This is a genomic window from Bacillus cereus group sp. BfR-BA-01309, assembly GCF_022664315.1.
Classification (GTDB): domain Bacteria; phylum Bacillota; class Bacilli; order Bacillales; family Bacillaceae_G; genus Bacillus_A; species Bacillus_A mobilis.
This window is the reverse complement of the sequence record NZ_JAKUHE010000013.1, coordinates 106,020-122,313: the sequence shown is the minus strand read 5'-3', so window position 1 is coordinate 122,313 and position 16,294 is coordinate 106,020. Positions and strand designations below refer to the sequence as shown.

The window sequence follows — 16,294 nt, the reverse complement described above, 5'->3', positions numbered from 1 at the left end:
TTATGAAACATTCACATGTTATCTTCATTATGTTCTATTCTTTTTGAAGAACCATGTGAGAATACCAAAACAAGAAGCCCTAGAGCCCTAACTCTAGGGTCTTTTTGTTTTTAAATAAGGATTTTGCTTTAAATTTACCTTAATTCATATTGAAATTTCTTAACATTCGAATTAATGACTGTATAATATAATTAAACTATTTGTATGAGAGGTGATTATTATGAACTGGAAACAAAAATACAATCCAAAATATCTCTTTTACCGCATGTATAGCTATATTTATAAAGCCCTTGATGATATATCATGGTCCTTAAAATAATTTAGATTGTTATGAGTACACATTTTCTGTGTGCTCTTTTCACATTTCTATAAAATAACGCTTTTGTTTAGTTTTATAACGCTCGTTTTTCTCTTAATAATTGAATGTTATTTATAGTGACCGTATGAGCGCCACTTCCTTCTTTCAATATTTCCATTAAGTCTAAAACATCTTTTTTGCTATTTAGTTTTGAACGGCTAATAAACAAATACGTCCCTTCGGAAAATCCATTTCTGAGATGATTAGTGTAAGAAATTAAATACTCAAATCTACGTGGTTTCATTGTTCTCATTTTCATTCACCCATTCCTTAACAAAATTCAAATTATATTATTTATCAAAAGCTTAATATATATAAATGATACGTAAAATCATTATTAAGCTTGCTGCGGTTCTCACCTTTTCCCTCAAAGTTGTTATATAGTAAAAGTGCAATTATTTCACTTTCCATACGACTTGTGCTTGAGTGCTAGGAGAAATCCTAGCCTTTTTTATTTAATACCCGTAGATCCAAAACCATCAACGCCACGCTCACTAACCGATAACTCGTCTACCTCAACGAAATTCGCTGTTTCCACTGGCGCTATGACGCCTTGAGCAATGCGTGTTCCTTTTTCAATTACACTAGCTTGCATGTTTACATCTTTAGGTATTTCGATGTTATCAACCAATACTCCAACCTCTCCACGGTATCCACTATCCACCGTTCCAAGAACAACTCTTAACAAGGAATGTACTTTTCGAATCCTTTTGCCGTGGTAGCTGCATCGTATGGCGTCATGCCGTTACGTTTTCGTCTGTAAAAGGTGGATTCGCTAATGCCATTTTTCTCAGCTAATCTTAGTAACTTTTTATTCTTTTCATTTCCTTCCCAGCTTGTACTGACTGGTGTCGTTATAGCGCGTTTCAAACTCAATTCTAGACAATGCGTTTCTTAGTTGGTTTTCGATGTGTTCATCACTATAGTGCAATTTCTTTAAGTCAGATACCATTTTATCTGCATCATAATACTTATCTACTTTTCTATACTCTGACTGTGTAAGTCCATATGTATTTAATGTACAACCTACTAGCATGAAACTAACACTTAATCCTGCTTTTGCGATACCCTTAAATAATTTATTAATATTCATTTTAAACTTATCCCCTTTTTCTTTTAGTAATTCTTTTCTTCAACAATAGACAGACCTTCATGTGTTTTTGCATTGTCTGCTGCGTCGGTTTAGTTTTCCTAACTTATTGTTTCAGTCTTAACTTGAATTTCTTCCTTATAATTACAAAAGGGATATACCTAAACATATAACTGCTAGTACAATATATCCTTATATTATTTTATAATGATAATAATTAATGAGTCAGAGTGATTTGCGAAAACTATCAACTCAGATACATACTTTTATAGAAATACAGTATGCTTTTTTACATTAAAAAACTCACCATCCAACAGAAATGGCGAGATCCTTATATATTATTTAATATCTTGTTTTCTCTAATGCTTTTCTTCTTAATTAACAAATAACTGCACTATACGTTATATAAGCTAAAATATCTGAAGGTTTACTCTGATAAAAGCCAAATGACTACAAATATTCCTGTAACTTCCGCACTTCCGAAAAATCCTACCAATATTCTCCTATGAGGACCATTAACAACTTCATTTAAATTTGCTTTTGCCTTTTTCTTGTCTTCTCCTGTTGAAAAAAGATAACTAACAAAATGTACGAATAGTGAAACTAATGCCGCGATTATTTCTATCATTACCTATGTACCTCCCTAATATATATGTACCTTTATCCAGTAATTTTCTTGCACCCTATCAGCCTGAGTAACTGGAATTCTTAGTTCAATAAAAGCCAGATGATAAAAATTACTCCTATAACTGCTAAAGTTCAAAAAAAACCTGCCAACATTTTTCCCTCAGGACCATTAATAAGCTCTTTTAAAACTTCTTTTGCTATTCGCTGACCTTTACCACTTAAAGATATCGAAAGAATAAAGAATATTACCACTAATACAAATGAAAAAATTATTAGCTCCATGACTTATGTACCTCACTAATGCGCGCTATTAATTAACCAATAATTTCCTTATACATTATATCAGCTAGGGTACATGGAAATATAACAAATTATTTTTATAATTTAATTTATTAATCGACACGGCATTAATACAGGATAGTTCAAGTCAGAGGAAGGCATCTTAGGGTGTTTTTTCTATTAGACAAACCAATATAAATTTTATTATAAAAATAATAGGATAAAAAAGAAAGGTAAGTGAACAGCATAATTAACTTTGAACCCTTTAACCCAACTATAAATGACATCGCGCTCAAACTTGCTATGATATTGTTTATACCGTTATTCTTAGCATTGATTGTCAAAGTGATACTTATGAAATTTATGAAAGAATCGATTGCTGGCAGACTAGCATATCTATCTTGTTTATTTTTTATGTACTACGTGTTTAAATTTGTTACAGAGTAGAAAGGCACCTTTTGGTGCTTTTTTTTATTCCCTTCGACATAATATGACAATATACGAATTAATAGTTTGCTATTATTATCTAGAAATCTTACATTTATCTACAAAATATTATTATATTTTTAATTTTTTAAATGTAAAACATTTCAATGTGAATACATACCATTTAGGGAGATGGAGAAAATTATGAAAAAATTATTAGCTTCAGCAACAGCAGTTACATTATTAACAGTGGGGTATAGTTCTGCTGCATTTGCAGCAAAAAGTCCTAATGATACAAAAAACTGTGGACATTTTAAAAGCCAACAAGATGCTCAAGCATTCTGGGATCAAAATGGATATGGTGTTGGAAATGATCCACATCGTTTAGACAATGATAAAGATGGCATTCCATGTGAAGACTATAAGTATCCAACAAGCACAAATACTACAACAGAAAATAAAGAAACTACTAAACCTCAAGAACAAACTAAACAAGAAAATACTAAGCAAGAGAATTCAAAACAAAACAACCAAACAACCAATACTAAGCAAGAGAATTCAAAACAAAACAACCAAACAACCAATACTAAGCCTCAAACAACTGCAAAAGAAACAAAGAAAAATACTAATACAGTTGTGAAAAAAGAAACTAAAAAACAAGGTGAAAAATTACCTAATACAGCATCAAACGGTGTTACAATGATGTTAGCAAGCTTAGGCTTAGCATTAGCTGGATCTGTATTAATGTTCCGTCGTAAAAAGACAAACGCATAAAATAGTTCCTTAAAACGGCAGGAGAAATCCTGTCGTTTTCAAATGGAGTGATAAAAATGAATAAAAAGCAATGGATAGGCTTATGTTTAACTATTATTGGACTTACTATCTTTTCCTATTATTTTCTAGAATGGTACGGTGCTAGACAATCAGCAGAGTCGCTAACGACCAACGAAGCGAAACACTATGAGACCTCCACACCTTCTACAGAAAATGAAACAACAAACATCAATCAAACAGAGACAAACACTGAGACTTCATTACAACATGAAAAACCTGTACAAATTCCAGCTTCAACGGTAAAACATCAATTAGGAGATAAAGTGGCATATTTAATTATCCCTAAAATACAAAAAAAATACTCTGTATATTGGGGAGCTGACGATAAAGTACTGAAAAAAGGTGTAGGTATGTTTGTTAGTGACTTAACTACTACACCATCTGGAAATGGACATACAGTTTTAAGTGGGCATAGAGATACTGTTTTTACCGATCTTGATCAACTAAAGGAAAATGACCAACTTATCGTGGAATATGAAAATAAAACATATACATATAGAATTAACAAGCATTGGATAACGGATTCAGAAGATCGAACAGTTATTGTAGACAAAAGTGAGCCAACATTAACATTAACAACTTGCTATCCTTTTGACTATATAGGAGACGCTCCAGATCGGTACATAATTGAATCATCTCTACTTTCCATTCGGTGAGGTTTGGCGTCCAATACATATTATTAAAATTAAAGTGGTTCAAGCCGGAGAAAGGCACCTTATGGTGTCTTTTTATTTATGGATTTTTTCGGAAAATATTTGAAATATAATACAGTAGATTATATTATTATGTGTGTATGATTTCTGGTTTTAAAAATTACAAAAATTAATAGGGGGAAACAATAATGAAGTTAGGAAAATTAGCATTAATTGGGACGTTAACTTTTACCGGTTTTACTGCAATAGAAATGAGTAAGCCTACCTCACAAGCAGCTGCAGCTTACTCAGATCCACTTAATGATGATTGAGGATTTAAAACCATTGTGGATTTACAAAATTCAGAGGAAAGTACATATCAACCAGATTGGAAGATTGGGAATTTAATAACTGGTGATACATTTTACTTAACACAGCACTTTGGTAGAGAACATTTTGGTGCGCAAATGAAAATTTTTAAAATCCACACAAATGGTACCCTAGAACGATTCCAAACAATAGAACCAGAATTTATTCCTGGAACAGAAATTTGGCAAACCCCTATCACAGATAGATATACAAGCGGTACTTATGTCGCTGCAATTAAATATCGTGGTGAATTCACGTATTCAAATCAATTTACAATCAATTAGAGGTGTCTTTTTTTGCTTCAAACTGAATCGCGATATGAAAGACAATGAGTTTAATAAATATAAAAAAGTAATGGATATAATAATTAAGCAAGTTAAAGAATGCGTTTTCATTAATTTGAATGTATGATAAAATGATATTTGGATGGGAGTCCAATACATATTATTAAAATTAAAGTGGTTATCAAGTCGGAGGAAGGCACCCTAGGGTGTCTTTTCTTTATGCATAAAAAGGTCTTATCTTCCTATAAAAAAGATAAGACCTTTTTATACTACCTATTATCCGATTCATTGGTTTTATTATAAACACATTTAGCTTCTCCAAAAAGACCACCAGTGTCCCATTCGCCACCATAATGAGCACATTTCAAAGGGGTACGATCGTTTCTCATACTTGGATTTGAAGGTGGTTCATTGCCATTTTTCACAATACTACCAACAATAAATATCCCTCCGATTACAAATACCACAGCAACGATTAAGATTGTTTTCCCATTAGGACCAGTAACAATGTCATTTACAACTTCTTTTGCTTCTTGCTGAGTTTCACCTTTTGAAAATAATGAAAGAATAATAGAGATTATAAATATGAAAAATAACACTATTATAAATACCATGACTTATGTACCTCCTAATATGTATGTACCTTTAATTAACCAATAATTGCCTTATACATTATATCAGCTAGGGTACATGAAGGTATAACAAATTATTTTTATAATTTAATTTATTAATTGAAATGGCATTAATACAGGATAGTTCAAGTCAGAGGAAGGCACCTTAGGATGTCTTTTTTTATTTCATTTCGACATAATATGACAAAATAGTTGTGATTATATTTGTTATGATAGTTCAGGTAAATCTTATATTTTAAACGCTGGGGGATACATACTATGAACAAAAAACTATTAACAACACTTACTTGTTTCGCTTTATTTATGGGATTAGCAGCATGTTCTTCTAACGAGACAACAAGTACTTCCAAAGAATCTAAAGCTGAGCAAGAAGCACAAAAGGAAGCTGAGAAAGCGAAGAAAGCTGAAGAAAAAGGGACTGTGAAAAAGGAGAAAGCAGAACAAGAGACGGCTGAAAAGCAACGCAAACAGCAAGAAGAGGCTACAAAAAAGGAACAACCAACAACTACTTCTGGTAACACTATTAAAGGCTTAAAAGACGAACTATCCATTGGTATGCCATTTAAAGATTATCTTGCTAAAAAGAAATCATTAAATGTAGAGAATCCCTTCAGTATTTCACTCGGAAAAGGTAATGTAGGTAGTGTTCTTCAAGCTCAAGATGGAGTATTAGTTGTATGTATTGATGGAGAAAAGATATTCGATTTAAAAACATTTAAAAATGTTGATGAAGCTAAAGAATACGAAAAGAGCTTAAAAATAAAACAATAGATTCGATTCATATTTATCGAAAATTTGAATAGCTTTTCATATGATTCTAGATACATTGATGCTGACAAGTGGTACTTTAATAAGACAGTTATTAATTAAACTTGATAAAAAAAAGAGCCGATCCCTTAACGTACAGGGAATCGGTTGTTTTGTGTCCAAATCGTGTCTAAACGTACAATTTTCCCGAAATGATATGGTGACCCCATGCCCATCAACTTAAGAACTTTATAATGCCCTAAAACAAAAAAATGTACATTTTTATCTTATATTGTTAATCTTCTCGTCTTGGAGTATTTGCTTTCCTTAGCTTGCTAGTGATAGATCTGTATTCCTGGTAGAAAAGCGGTTTTTTACTTATAATGGAATATATAACTTAATCAATTAACAAGGAGAATGGAATATGATACAAAGTATTAACCATATTTGTTTTTCAGTTGCAAATCTAGAGAAAGCTATTGAGTTTTATCAAAATATACTTCAAGCGAGATTATTAGTAAAAGGTAGAAAGTTAGCTTATTTTGATTTAAATGGTTTATGGATTGCTCTAAATGTGGAAGAAAGTATACCAAGAAACGAAATTCAGTACTCTTACACACATATAGCTTTCACTGTAACAAATAATGAGTTTGATTCTTTAAAAGAAATATTAATTCAAAATCAGGTTAATATCTTACCTGGACGAGAAAGAGATGACCGAGATAAACGGTCTATTTATTTTACAGATCCAGATGGTCACAAGTTTGAGTTTCATACTGGTACTTTACAAGATCGTTTACAATATTATAAAGAAGATAAAAAGCATATGACTTTTTACTGATTAAAATAACTAGTAAAATACTAGCTTTTCACACTTCTGATAATGAAGATTATGTAAATGTATAAAGGTAAAATAATGATTAAACAGATATATAAGGTACCAATACATTGCTATAAAAATAAGGTTTTGCACTATCCATAAAGCCAAAAAGACGTTATCCTTTCTGTAGAATTATAGGAAAGGATGGCGTCTTTTATGAATCTCTTAATTCAAGATGAGTTACAATCATTTGCGAAAGAATTACAGCGATATGTTACACCTGTATTTTTTAGAAGAACTTGCAAGAAAAATCGGATTTATAAAGCGAAAACGTAAGTTTTCTGGTTCAGACTTAGCTACCATTTGTATTTGGATCAGTCAAAGAGTGGCAAGCGAGCCTTTAGTGCGATTATGCAGTAGACTTCATGCAACCGCAGGCACTTTACTCAGCCCTGAGGGCTTAAACAAACGGCTAAATCGAAAAGCGGTTTTGTATTGACAACATATTTTTTCTTTACTATTACAACAAAAAATATGCGAACAAACACAAATTTCTAACCAACTTTTCTCGTATTTTGAGCGAATTCGTATCCTAGATGCCACTGTATTTCAAGTACCAAATGTTTTAGAGAATGTATATCCAGGCTCTGGAGGCTGCGCCCAAAAAGCTGGAATCAAAATTCAATTAGAATATGATTTACATAGTGGGCAATTTCTTAATTTCCAAGTGGGACCGGGAAAAAATAATGATAAAACATTTGGTACGGAGTGTTTAGATACCTTACGACCAGGAGATTTATGTATTCGTGATTTGGGTTATTTTTCATTGGAGGACTTAGATCAAATGGATCAACGAGGTACATACTATATTTCTCGTTTAAAACTAAATACGAATGTATATGTGAAAAATCCAAAACCCGAATACTTTAAAAACGGTGCAATAAAGAAACAATCGGAATACATACAAATCGATGTGAAACAGATTTTGAAACAACTACAGCCTGGAGAAACATTTGAATTAAAACATGCGTATATTGGCGATAAACAACAACTGTTTGCACGTGTTATTTTTAATCGATTAACAGATAAGCAACTTCAAAAACGACGAGCGAAGATCGAGGAAAAAGAAAAATCTAAAAATAGAGCGTACTCAGAGAAAAGTAAAATGATAGCGGGATTAAACGTGTACGTGACGAATATACCTTGGGAATGGGTTCCGATGGAACAGGTACATGAGTTATATACTTTACGTTGGCAAATAGAGATTGTCTTTAAAACATGGAAATCACTCTTCAAAATAGACCATTATCGTAATGTAAAACAGGAGCGATTAGAGTGCCAACTATATGGGAAGCTAATCGCTATTTTCCTATGTTCCTCTACAATGTTTAAAATGCGTCAACTTCTTTTACAAAAGAAGAAAAAAGAGTTAAGTGAATATAAAGCGATTGGTATGATTCAGGATCATCTATCTCTTTTGTATCAAGCCATACAGAGAAACACCCACGAAATAACAAAGGTCCTAATCCGCCTGTTCCACCTCCTACAGAAGAATGGGCGCAAATCTCACAGATATGAGAAGAAGACTGTCCTTGATATCATGGGTGTTGTCTATGAGTATAATGGATTGAAAAAACAAAAGAAAGTTGCATAATTTAAAAAATGCAACCCGTTAGGGTTTATTTGGGATGCGTATTTTTAAGAGTATGCTTGTATTTTAGGAATGTTTTGATCCGATGAGCCGAAAGCTCAGGTTGTTTTCACCCTTAAGTTGATGGGCATGTATGGTGACCCCAATTAGATCTTTCTAATAAAAATTTGTTCTGTAAAAAGGTTTCAAGCTTACTAAAATCTGTAGAAGAATATAATAAACTCATTCCATTGATGAATTCATGTTCAACTCGTTTCTCTCCCTCATTGGGGAGACAATGATGTGAATCCTTATATAACTGAAACATATTCCACGGTACTGCATCGGAAACATCAAATTTACTTTGTAATTTTGAACAAAGACCTTTAGTTGCTCCATCCTGAACAGGAAAAGCGAAGTTTTTATAAAGTACAGCTGTTTCAGCAGAATAGTTATCCACTTTGGTTGAGAAGTAACTTACGCCATCAAAAAATTCATCATATCTTATAAACTGCAATAATAGTTGTGGGATAATATATTCTGGTTTGAATGTGTTAGTCGTATTTTTTACACGTACAGAACATGCTGCCATTAAAGGCCAAATAATTAGATAAGAAATTACTTCATTTGGTTCATTTAACCTATCCGCCAAAAAGCGTTTTTTCATAATTGTACCGTGGTCGTAGAATTTCTTAATTATCTTCTCTATAAAAACAACAGGTGGTGTAGATAAATCTATATAACTTATATCATCTGATTTAAATACTGAAGTCTGAACCGTATTTAAATCAGGTTTATTAAGTTCTTCCCAGCAGGTTAAAGGTGAGCTTCCTAAATAGATACAAGGTAACCCAGGAATACTGTATCTATTTGTGCTGACTATTCCCCGAAGTTCTAACGGAATATGAAACATTTCTTTACTTGTAAATACATGCTCGCATTTTATAGAGGAATTCATTGTCAAAGTTTTGGAGTGTTTTTATATCATTAAAATGATTTGGCTTAGATACATTATTTTTTAAAACCCTATAAAATCCATTAGAAGCCTTTGAAGGAAAACCTTTATAATATTCTTGTAAGGAATAAATAATTCCTTCACACAAATTCTTTGCATGTCTTAAATCCTTTTTGGTAATGACTGTTTCTAATGTTGCACTGCAAATATTCTCTAACCCAGAGATATAAGTATTAAAGCAATCTTTAAGATACTCTATAAAGTCTTCATTCTCCCTTGTTAGAGGTAATTTTCCAACCTGATTATACAAATCAATAATAGGTAGTACTTCTAAAACCCAGTTTCTTAAACTAATAATTTTTTTAGCGTCTTCCGAGAAATCTGCTAGTGAGAATTCACTGGCTTCCTTTTCATTAAAAGGATAAAATTTAAATTTCTTAGGTTCGTTTATTTTTTGTAATTCTTCATATAAATTAAATGCAATATTTACATCCTGTTTACTAATATTAGTGTCTTCTTTTATTTTTTTTAGTTTAACTGCTTTCTCTATTAAATCTGTTCTTAATTTCAAAATAGTAATCACATCACTTTTCAAACGAAAATAATTAATTTAGGTTTTACACTTTCTCAATATTACGGTATCAATTTTCTTATATAATTAAATTATTCTCTTTATTTATTTTATGTATCTGTTCCCTTTGAACCCTGCTATTATAGGGTTCCTTTTTTATAATCATATATTTATTAATTAATTTATCGATTTCCTGACTTAAATGGAGGACTTTCGTATGACTAAAACCATGTTTTTTTACCAGTTCAACTAATTGTAATTTTTTATTCTCTATTAGATCATTTAACATCGCCACTAACATAAACTTTTTTCTTTAACACTCCCCCTGAGCAAAATAAAAAGAGCTGCTCCCAGCTCTTGTATAATAAAACCTTTATTATTGCAGTGTAAAATTTTCCATATTCTATTATAAATGAATATACATAAACCCAACAACAATAATTTTAGTATATTTAGAAATAAAAAAGCAGCAATAATTCATTACTGCTACAACTTCTTTATAAATTCGTTATTAATAAAAACATATTCTTCTGGTTCATCAGCTTCACCATACCAAGCCTCCAGCTTTATAATATGTTCTGCTACTTCTTTTAATATCAAATTCATAAATAATGAAATAGGTGTCGCATTAAATTCTGTATCTCTGTAATTCTTTAAATTGGCTATAAAAGACCATTCATTACCTTTCAAATTTGTATAATAGTCATTCTCTTCTTCCCAGTTTCCTACGTGCCACCTCATATATAGAAAATCCTCTTCTGCTAATGCTTCATTTATCTGTTCCTTTGTAAATGGAATGTCTTTACTACGATTAACTTTTATATATTCTTTAACAAATGGAAACTTTAAGGCTGCTTCTTCCCAGCTTCCTGTATTTATTAATTCCACCAATTCTTTATATTCATCCTTTATAATTACTTTACCTCGAAAGGCTGTATACATTTCAAAAGACAATTTTATCACCTTCTTAAATTCATTATGAATTTAATTAACATATATACTTAACTACACAATAGATGGTTTTAGAAATCGTACTACGTTTCCTTTTTCACTAAATTCACTCTCATTGTTACAATTTTTCGAGGAGAGATCCACTATATAGCTCTCTGAAATTTTAAAAGTTCTTTCCTCATTAAACATTGTCAAAGGAACTGATACTCCAACATTATTATCTAAATGACTTAATACCATTACTGGTATAGTTTCTCCTTTTAATAAATCAACATATGAGGTCTTAACTTTATAATAATGCCCTTCTAAAAAATGCATTTTTCCGTTTATTAAATCCACTGCAACTCCATTATTACAGTATGCTAAGCTTTGATTTGAAAAATGGATGTCATCCGATACTTTAATAAATTTCATCGTTTTATTATCAAATATATAGTAACCCTCTCTTACTACAAAGAGATTATGCGGATTAATAAACTCTAGCAAATAATGCGTAATTTCAAAGCTAGTATCCCCCTCAATCATTTCTCTGTATTCTACATAAAGTTTCTCTAATTTTTTAAATGTACTTAATTTGATCCCCTGATTTGGTCTTGATGCAAGTGTTAAGTCATCTAATACCCATTTAGCCACGTATGTTGACGTTGGAATCATTTACAATATACCCCCTTCAAAATTCTATATATGAACATATAAACTATTTAAATTTAATAAATTGGGCTCTACTTAAAGTATAGGCAGAATCTATTTGATAACTAAGATAATTCTCTAACTTTTTCATATTTACTTCCTATAAATTATATTTATCAAACTCTAAAACGAATTCTTTATAATTAATTTACATTTTCAGAAATTTGAGATATTATTTGTTATATACACCTTTTTTATTTTTTAAATCAATTTCAATACACACAAGCCCTTCGGGTTACTTGAAAGAAGAATGTAATGCTAAATGCATTGGTTCTTACTATCCAGTATCCTTGAAGGGCTTTTTGTATTGTCTAAAAAGGAGAGAATAAATGAGTTTTAATGAATTCGTATTAGATCAATGCGGTAAAACATGGCCAGAATTAAAAAATGATGCTCTTACTGAAAATCAGGATCTAGCACATGAAGACATTCAAGAAGTCATTTCAAAACAATACCTACTTTTAAGAAATGACTACGAAGAATTCCAATTAGAAACACAGTAAGAAAATATTAAACGCATGTATGCGTAATGAACAGACTTCTCAATTTTGAGGAGTTTTTATTATGGAGGGAGTTAAGATGAATAATTTTATTGAGCCGCTAAATGAAACTTACTGGGACAGTTGTTCACTTCACGAAAATGCTGAAATTCAAAAGTTCTCTAATAACAAAATTGAATTTACAAAAACGATGCTTTTTTTAGATTCCTATAATCGAATCTAAAAGAAGAATCCAGAAGTTTTTACTTTTATGATGGAAATACTCTCTTCAAGTCTCATTAAAGCAATATATCGTTTTATCGCTCCGAAACTTGAAGAAAGAAATCTTCTCGAAAAAACAGAAGTACGTCATAAATTCCAAAATACGCAGCAAAAGTCAACTTTCTATTTCAACAGTAAGATAGGGCAATATGAATTGAGTATTAACTTTGAAAGTATTACATCAATTAGCATGTACTTTGGAAGTCATGTATTTGACGATATTATTCTGCTAGACAGACAAATTCACTTTCTGTTGGACCAATTTTCAAATTCAGCAGCAAGTCATTATGAAGATGATAGAAATATTATTAAAGATAATAAGGAGGAATTATAATATGTTTGAAAATAATAATGAGTTATTTAGTTTATATTTAAATGGTGAGTTTCAAGGGTATTTGAATAGCGAAGATTATCGTCAAATAGCTGCAGCAATTCGTGTTTATGGAATGAAAGGAGATCTGATTATTACTTCTTTCATGGATACTATGGTTATTTCGACAATAGGCATATTTTTAGATTATTGCTTACCCGAAATACGCCAACCATTAATGCAGGAACTAGTGCCAATGCAACAAAGTCCAGAGACTCCGGAACTAGTCCTTCTTGGAAATATTCAATTTTACGCTCAAGATGATGAAACAATTGAAGAGTTTGCTGAATTTTTATTAGAACGAGTTAAAGATACTCCGAATTATCCAGATGGGTTAATTCAGGGTGTTATATATGGAGTTGTTATTCCTGTCGGGATGGAATCAACTAAAGAATCCATAATAGAAGACTTAAATGAGCAACTAACTATCAGTAATTAGGACCTGGGTAAAAATCAAATTTTATAGTTTCAAAATGGGGTTATATTCAATTGGAATATTCCCCTTTTCTGCTTTAAAAAATAGTCAAGGGGGTACTTTTATGATAGTGGCATTTGCATCTAAGACAAGTAATGTTGAACGGTTTATAAAATCATTACCAAATATAAAGTCAGTAAAAATTACTGACAATTTACTCCTTGAAGAGGATTTTATACTCGTTACTTACACAACAGGTTTTGGTCAAGTGCCACAACTTGTAGAAGACTTCTTAACTAAGAATTCTAAGCACTTACGAGGCGTTGCAGCAAGTGGTAATCGCAATTGGGGAGACATGTTTGCAAAGAGTGCAGATGTTATCTCTAATAAATACAACGTACCCGTATTAATGAAATTTGAGTTATCTGGAACGATAAATGATCACAAGAAATTTGAATCTATTTATTCACAGATTGTATGACGGATATTTAAGAATTAAATCATGCAGACCAGGAGGAATAAAAATGGCAAGTATTAATGGAATCGAAATCAAGACTTACACAATTAAACGTGGACATGAGGGTGAACCACTTCAACAAGCAGTGGTATATATAGATGGAAAAAAAGCTGGGTATATATCTGATGGTGATTGGGGCGGCCCAATGGTATTGAATTTAGTAATTATGATTTAACCGTTATTAAGCAAAGATTATTTGCATATGCCAAACATGAAAATTTCATTTCCAGTATGTCTGGTGATATAGAAATGCTATTTGCACTACTACTCGAATATGTAAATTTAGAAAAGGTATATAAAAAAATTAGTAAAACGAATAAGGATTTACCTTTATTAGTAGTTGGTCTCCGAAAAAATTATTTAAAAGGCTGGTCGCTGAAGAATGAGTTAGTATATTGGCAATTAGAGAATAATGATCGAAAAAAATTAAATACCTTTATAAACAAAATAAAAAAGAGTAAAGGTTGTTCTGAAGTAATTATGTTTCAAAAATAAAAAGATTTCCATATAAACACTCATGACTTTATTCGTATTTAAGAAAATTTACTTTTACTTATTAAAAGTAAATATATCCTTTTTTAGTTTAACTTTGATGAGATTTGAATTTTAAATACTTGGATAAAACTTCTGATTCACCAAAATAATTGAGGTGAATCAGAATTATATTAAGGAGGTCCTTCATGTTTAATTTAGTTAATTTAAAATCCCAAACTCCTACTATGAACTTTCCAAAAATCAAAAAAGGTACGGAGTATATACAGATAGATATGGAGGTCTTAATGAACTCTCTTCAGCCAGGACAAACGTATGAAATATCCGACGCTTATGTAGGGATGACTGATAAAGTACCAACTCGTGTGATTGTTCATCGACTAACAAAAAAACAACAACAAAAACGATTACAAGATCAAGCTGTAAGAGAAAAAAAGAAAGGAATGAAGTATTCTCCTCGTAGTAAACGACTCAGTGGTATCAATGTATATATGACAAACACCCCTACAGATATTGTCCCGATGGGACAGGTACATGACTGGTATTCTTTACGTTGGTAAATCGAGATTTTATTTAAAACGTGGAAATCATTCTTTCAAATTCATCATTGTAAAAAGATAAAATCAGAACGATTGGAGTGCCATTTATATGGTCAATTGATTGCCATTCTACTCTGTTCTTCTATCATGTTTCAAATGCGCCAATTACTCCTCATGAAGAAAAAACGAGAGCTTAGTGAGTATAAAGCAATATATATGATTAAAGATTATTTTCTTCTTCTATTTCAAACTATTCAAAAAGACACCCAAGAGCTATCAAAGGTGTTACTTCGCCTGTTCAATCTCCTACAGCAAAACGGACGGAAATCTCATCGGTATGAGAAGAAAACAGTCTTTGATATATTAGGTGTCGTTTACAATTGTACCCTGTCTGATAATCAAGCGGCCTAATTCAAAAAATGAAACCCGATAGGGTTTATTTCGCATGCAAATCTTTAAATTCCTTACAGTTGGCCTTTAAAAAAAGAAACAAGCTCTACTATAATTGAAGTTGTATTTTCTTAGCTTGATAGCGATGTGGCGATACCCCTTAGTAAAATAAGTGCTTCAAAATAATACCATTTAAAATACCGGTTCTTATTAGAACCGGTATTTTTATTATGTATTCAGCTTTAGGATCCATTAATTATAGGATTGCCTATAGATATAATACACTCCCCTATAGTTAGGTTACTTAGATTTTTTCAATTCTTTGTTTGCTTTATCAATTAACTTAGAAGCAGTCTCTAATCTTTCAACCCCAGCATCAACTTCATTTTCTTTACCCTTATCTAAACCTTCTTGTATGATTGCCACTCCATCTTTTACATGAATCATCGCTACACCTACATTATGTTGTACTGGGTAATCTTTTTCTTCATACTCTAACTTACTTAATTTGTCCACTAACTCTAAATAAGGTTTAGATACTTCTTTTAACTTTTCTGACTTTTTCTTCATTGACTTGCTACTTTTTACAATACCGTCTATTTCTTCAGATTGTTCGGAGAAATCTTTCATTAAATATTCTAGGTTCTTACTGAAGTCTTCTTTTTTATTTTGTTTAACAGAAGCTTCCATTGCTTCATCTTTCTTAACCTTTGTCTCACATCCAACTCCAGTTAACATTAACATTGGAACTACTAAAAAAGATAAAATCTTACGTTTCATTGACATATACCCCTTCCCTAAAAAAATGTAAGTAATTAACATATGAAACCATAACATAAATTACGAAAATTGGATATAAAAAACAGCTATTTTCACGATAAATTTTGATTATTCTAATAATTATTATAAAATGTA

The 16,294-nt window shown here is 31.3% G+C and carries 18 protein-coding genes and 7 pseudogenes; 14 read left to right on the top strand and 11 right to left on the bottom strand.

Annotation, left to right across the window (positions count from 1 at the left end; genetic code table 11):
- Positions 1-392: 392 nt before the first annotated feature.
- The 5 genes and pseudogenes from MR115_RS22460 to MR115_RS22440 form a co-directional block, all read right to left on the bottom strand.
- Positions 393-611: a hypothetical protein gene (locus tag MR115_RS22460; protein WP_242242843.1), complete on the bottom strand. Its 219-nt coding sequence runs from the start codon at positions 609-611 to the stop codon at positions 393-395.
- Between the two features lie 198 nt (positions 612-809).
- Positions 810-1,043 (bottom strand): annotated as a pseudogene (locus tag MR115_RS22455) (dUTP diphosphatase); the annotation flags it as partial.
- Positions 1,044-1,223: 180 nt separating this feature from the next.
- A pseudogene (locus MR115_RS22450) lies at positions 1,224-1,451 on the bottom strand (DUF7018 domain-containing (lipo)protein); the annotation flags it as partial.
- Positions 1,452-1,875: 424 nt separating this feature from the next.
- Complete coding sequence (locus MR115_RS22445; RefSeq protein ID WP_242242841.1) at positions 1,876-2,076, bottom strand: hypothetical protein; 201 nt, start codon at positions 2,074-2,076, stop codon at positions 1,876-1,878.
- A gap of 131 nt (positions 2,077-2,207) precedes the next feature.
- A complete protein-coding gene (locus tag MR115_RS22440) occupies positions 2,208-2,357 on the bottom strand; it encodes a hypothetical protein (protein WP_242242840.1) in 150 nt (49 codons plus the stop codon).
- 234 nt (positions 2,358-2,591) lie between these two features.
- Here MR115_RS22440 and MR115_RS30105 point away from each other — a divergent pair, with 234 nt between their 5' ends.
- The 5 genes from MR115_RS30105 to MR115_RS22420 all read left to right on the top strand — a co-directional run bounded on the left by MR115_RS30105 (position 2,592) and on the right by MR115_RS22420 (position 4,899).
- Positions 2,592-2,801, top strand: a complete 210-nt coding sequence (locus MR115_RS30105) for a hypothetical protein (RefSeq protein ID WP_242242839.1) — start codon at positions 2,592-2,594, stop codon at positions 2,799-2,801.
- A gap of 183 nt (positions 2,802-2,984) precedes the next feature.
- Positions 2,985-3,554 carry an excalibur calcium-binding domain-containing protein gene (locus MR115_RS22430; RefSeq protein WP_242242838.1) on the top strand — a complete coding sequence of 190 codons (570 nt, stop codon included), beginning with the start codon at positions 2,985-2,987 and terminating at the stop codon, positions 3,552-3,554.
- A gap of 56 nt (positions 3,555-3,610) precedes the next feature.
- Entirely contained in the window at positions 3,611-4,270 is a 660-nt protein-coding gene (locus tag MR115_RS22425) for a class D sortase (protein WP_242242837.1), read from the top strand.
- A gap of 185 nt (positions 4,271-4,455) precedes the next feature.
- Positions 4,456-4,578: a hypothetical protein gene (locus MR115_RS30265; protein WP_375337822.1), complete on the top strand. Its 123-nt coding sequence runs from the start codon at positions 4,456-4,458 to the stop codon at positions 4,576-4,578.
- Between the two features lie 12 nt (positions 4,579-4,590).
- Positions 4,591-4,899 (top strand): DUF5065 family protein, encoded by a 309-nt coding sequence (locus MR115_RS22420; RefSeq protein WP_375337824.1) that lies wholly within the window; start codon positions 4,591-4,593, stop codon positions 4,897-4,899.
- A 269-nt stretch (positions 4,900-5,168) separates the two neighbouring features.
- Here MR115_RS22420 and MR115_RS22415 read toward each other — a convergent pair whose 3' ends face one another.
- Entirely contained in the window at positions 5,169-5,513 is a 345-nt protein-coding gene (locus tag MR115_RS22415; protein WP_242242836.1) for a hypothetical protein, read from the bottom strand.
- 276 nt (positions 5,514-5,789) lie between these two features.
- Here MR115_RS22415 and MR115_RS22410 point away from each other — a divergent pair, with 276 nt between their 5' ends.
- The 3 genes and pseudogenes from MR115_RS22410 to MR115_RS22400 all read left to right on the top strand — a co-directional run bounded on the left by MR115_RS22410 (position 5,790) and on the right by MR115_RS22400 (position 8,752).
- Positions 5,790-6,302 (top strand): hypothetical protein, encoded by a 513-nt coding sequence (locus tag MR115_RS22410; RefSeq protein ID WP_242242835.1) that lies wholly within the window; start codon positions 5,790-5,792, stop codon positions 6,300-6,302.
- A 400-nt stretch (positions 6,303-6,702) separates the two neighbouring features.
- Positions 6,703-7,119 (top strand): FosB family fosfomycin resistance bacillithiol transferase, encoded by a 417-nt coding sequence (gene fosB, locus MR115_RS22405; protein ID WP_242242834.1) that lies wholly within the window; start codon positions 6,703-6,705, stop codon positions 7,117-7,119.
- Positions 7,120-7,314: 195 nt separating this feature from the next.
- Positions 7,315-8,752, top strand: a pseudogene (locus MR115_RS22400) (IS4 family transposase).
- A gap of 112 nt (positions 8,753-8,864) precedes the next feature.
- Here the strand turns inward: MR115_RS22400 and MR115_RS30100 are convergent.
- The 4 genes and pseudogenes from MR115_RS30100 to MR115_RS22375 form a co-directional block, all read right to left on the bottom strand.
- A pseudogene (locus MR115_RS30100) lies at positions 8,865-10,293 on the bottom strand (hypothetical protein).
- A gap of 40 nt (positions 10,294-10,333) precedes the next feature.
- Positions 10,334-10,543, bottom strand: a complete 210-nt coding sequence (locus MR115_RS22385) for an aspartyl-phosphate phosphatase Spo0E family protein (protein ID WP_242242848.1) — start codon at positions 10,541-10,543, stop codon at positions 10,334-10,336.
- A gap of 197 nt (positions 10,544-10,740) precedes the next feature.
- Complete coding sequence (locus tag MR115_RS22380; RefSeq protein WP_242242847.1) at positions 10,741-11,196, bottom strand: hypothetical protein; 456 nt, start codon at positions 11,194-11,196, stop codon at positions 10,741-10,743.
- Between the two features lie 63 nt (positions 11,197-11,259).
- Positions 11,260-11,859, bottom strand: a complete 600-nt coding sequence (locus MR115_RS22375) for a hypothetical protein (protein WP_062821186.1) — start codon at positions 11,857-11,859, stop codon at positions 11,260-11,262.
- 365 nt (positions 11,860-12,224) lie between these two features.
- Between MR115_RS22375 and MR115_RS22370 the strand changes: the two genes are divergently transcribed.
- From MR115_RS22370 to MR115_RS22335, 6 genes and pseudogenes are all read left to right on the top strand, one after another.
- Positions 12,225-12,398, top strand: coding sequence for a hypothetical protein (locus tag MR115_RS22370; RefSeq protein WP_242242831.1), 174 nt, complete (start codon positions 12,225-12,227; stop codon positions 12,396-12,398).
- A gap of 76 nt (positions 12,399-12,474) precedes the next feature.
- Positions 12,475-12,990, top strand: a pseudogene (locus MR115_RS22360) (hypothetical protein).
- A gap of 1 nt (position 12,991) precedes the next feature.
- Positions 12,992-13,465, top strand: a complete 474-nt coding sequence (locus tag MR115_RS22355; RefSeq protein ID WP_000462737.1) for a hypothetical protein — start codon at positions 12,992-12,994, stop codon at positions 13,463-13,465.
- A 100-nt stretch (positions 13,466-13,565) separates the two neighbouring features.
- Positions 13,566-13,922 (top strand): class Ib ribonucleoside-diphosphate reductase assembly flavoprotein NrdI, encoded by a 357-nt coding sequence (gene nrdI, locus MR115_RS22350; RefSeq protein ID WP_242242828.1) that lies wholly within the window; start codon positions 13,566-13,568, stop codon positions 13,920-13,922.
- Positions 13,923-13,965: 43 nt separating this feature from the next.
- Positions 13,966-14,453, top strand: a pseudogene (locus MR115_RS30095) (hypothetical protein).
- A gap of 236 nt (positions 14,454-14,689) precedes the next feature.
- Positions 14,690-15,400 (top strand): annotated as a pseudogene (locus tag MR115_RS22335) (IS4 family transposase); the annotation flags it as partial.
- 279 nt (positions 15,401-15,679) lie between these two features.
- On the opposite strand, the gene MR115_RS22330 reads toward MR115_RS22335, so the two are convergent.
- Positions 15,680-16,165, bottom strand: a complete 486-nt coding sequence (locus MR115_RS22330; protein WP_242242825.1) for a hypothetical protein — start codon at positions 16,163-16,165, stop codon at positions 15,680-15,682.
- Positions 16,166-16,294 lie beyond the last annotated feature (129 nt).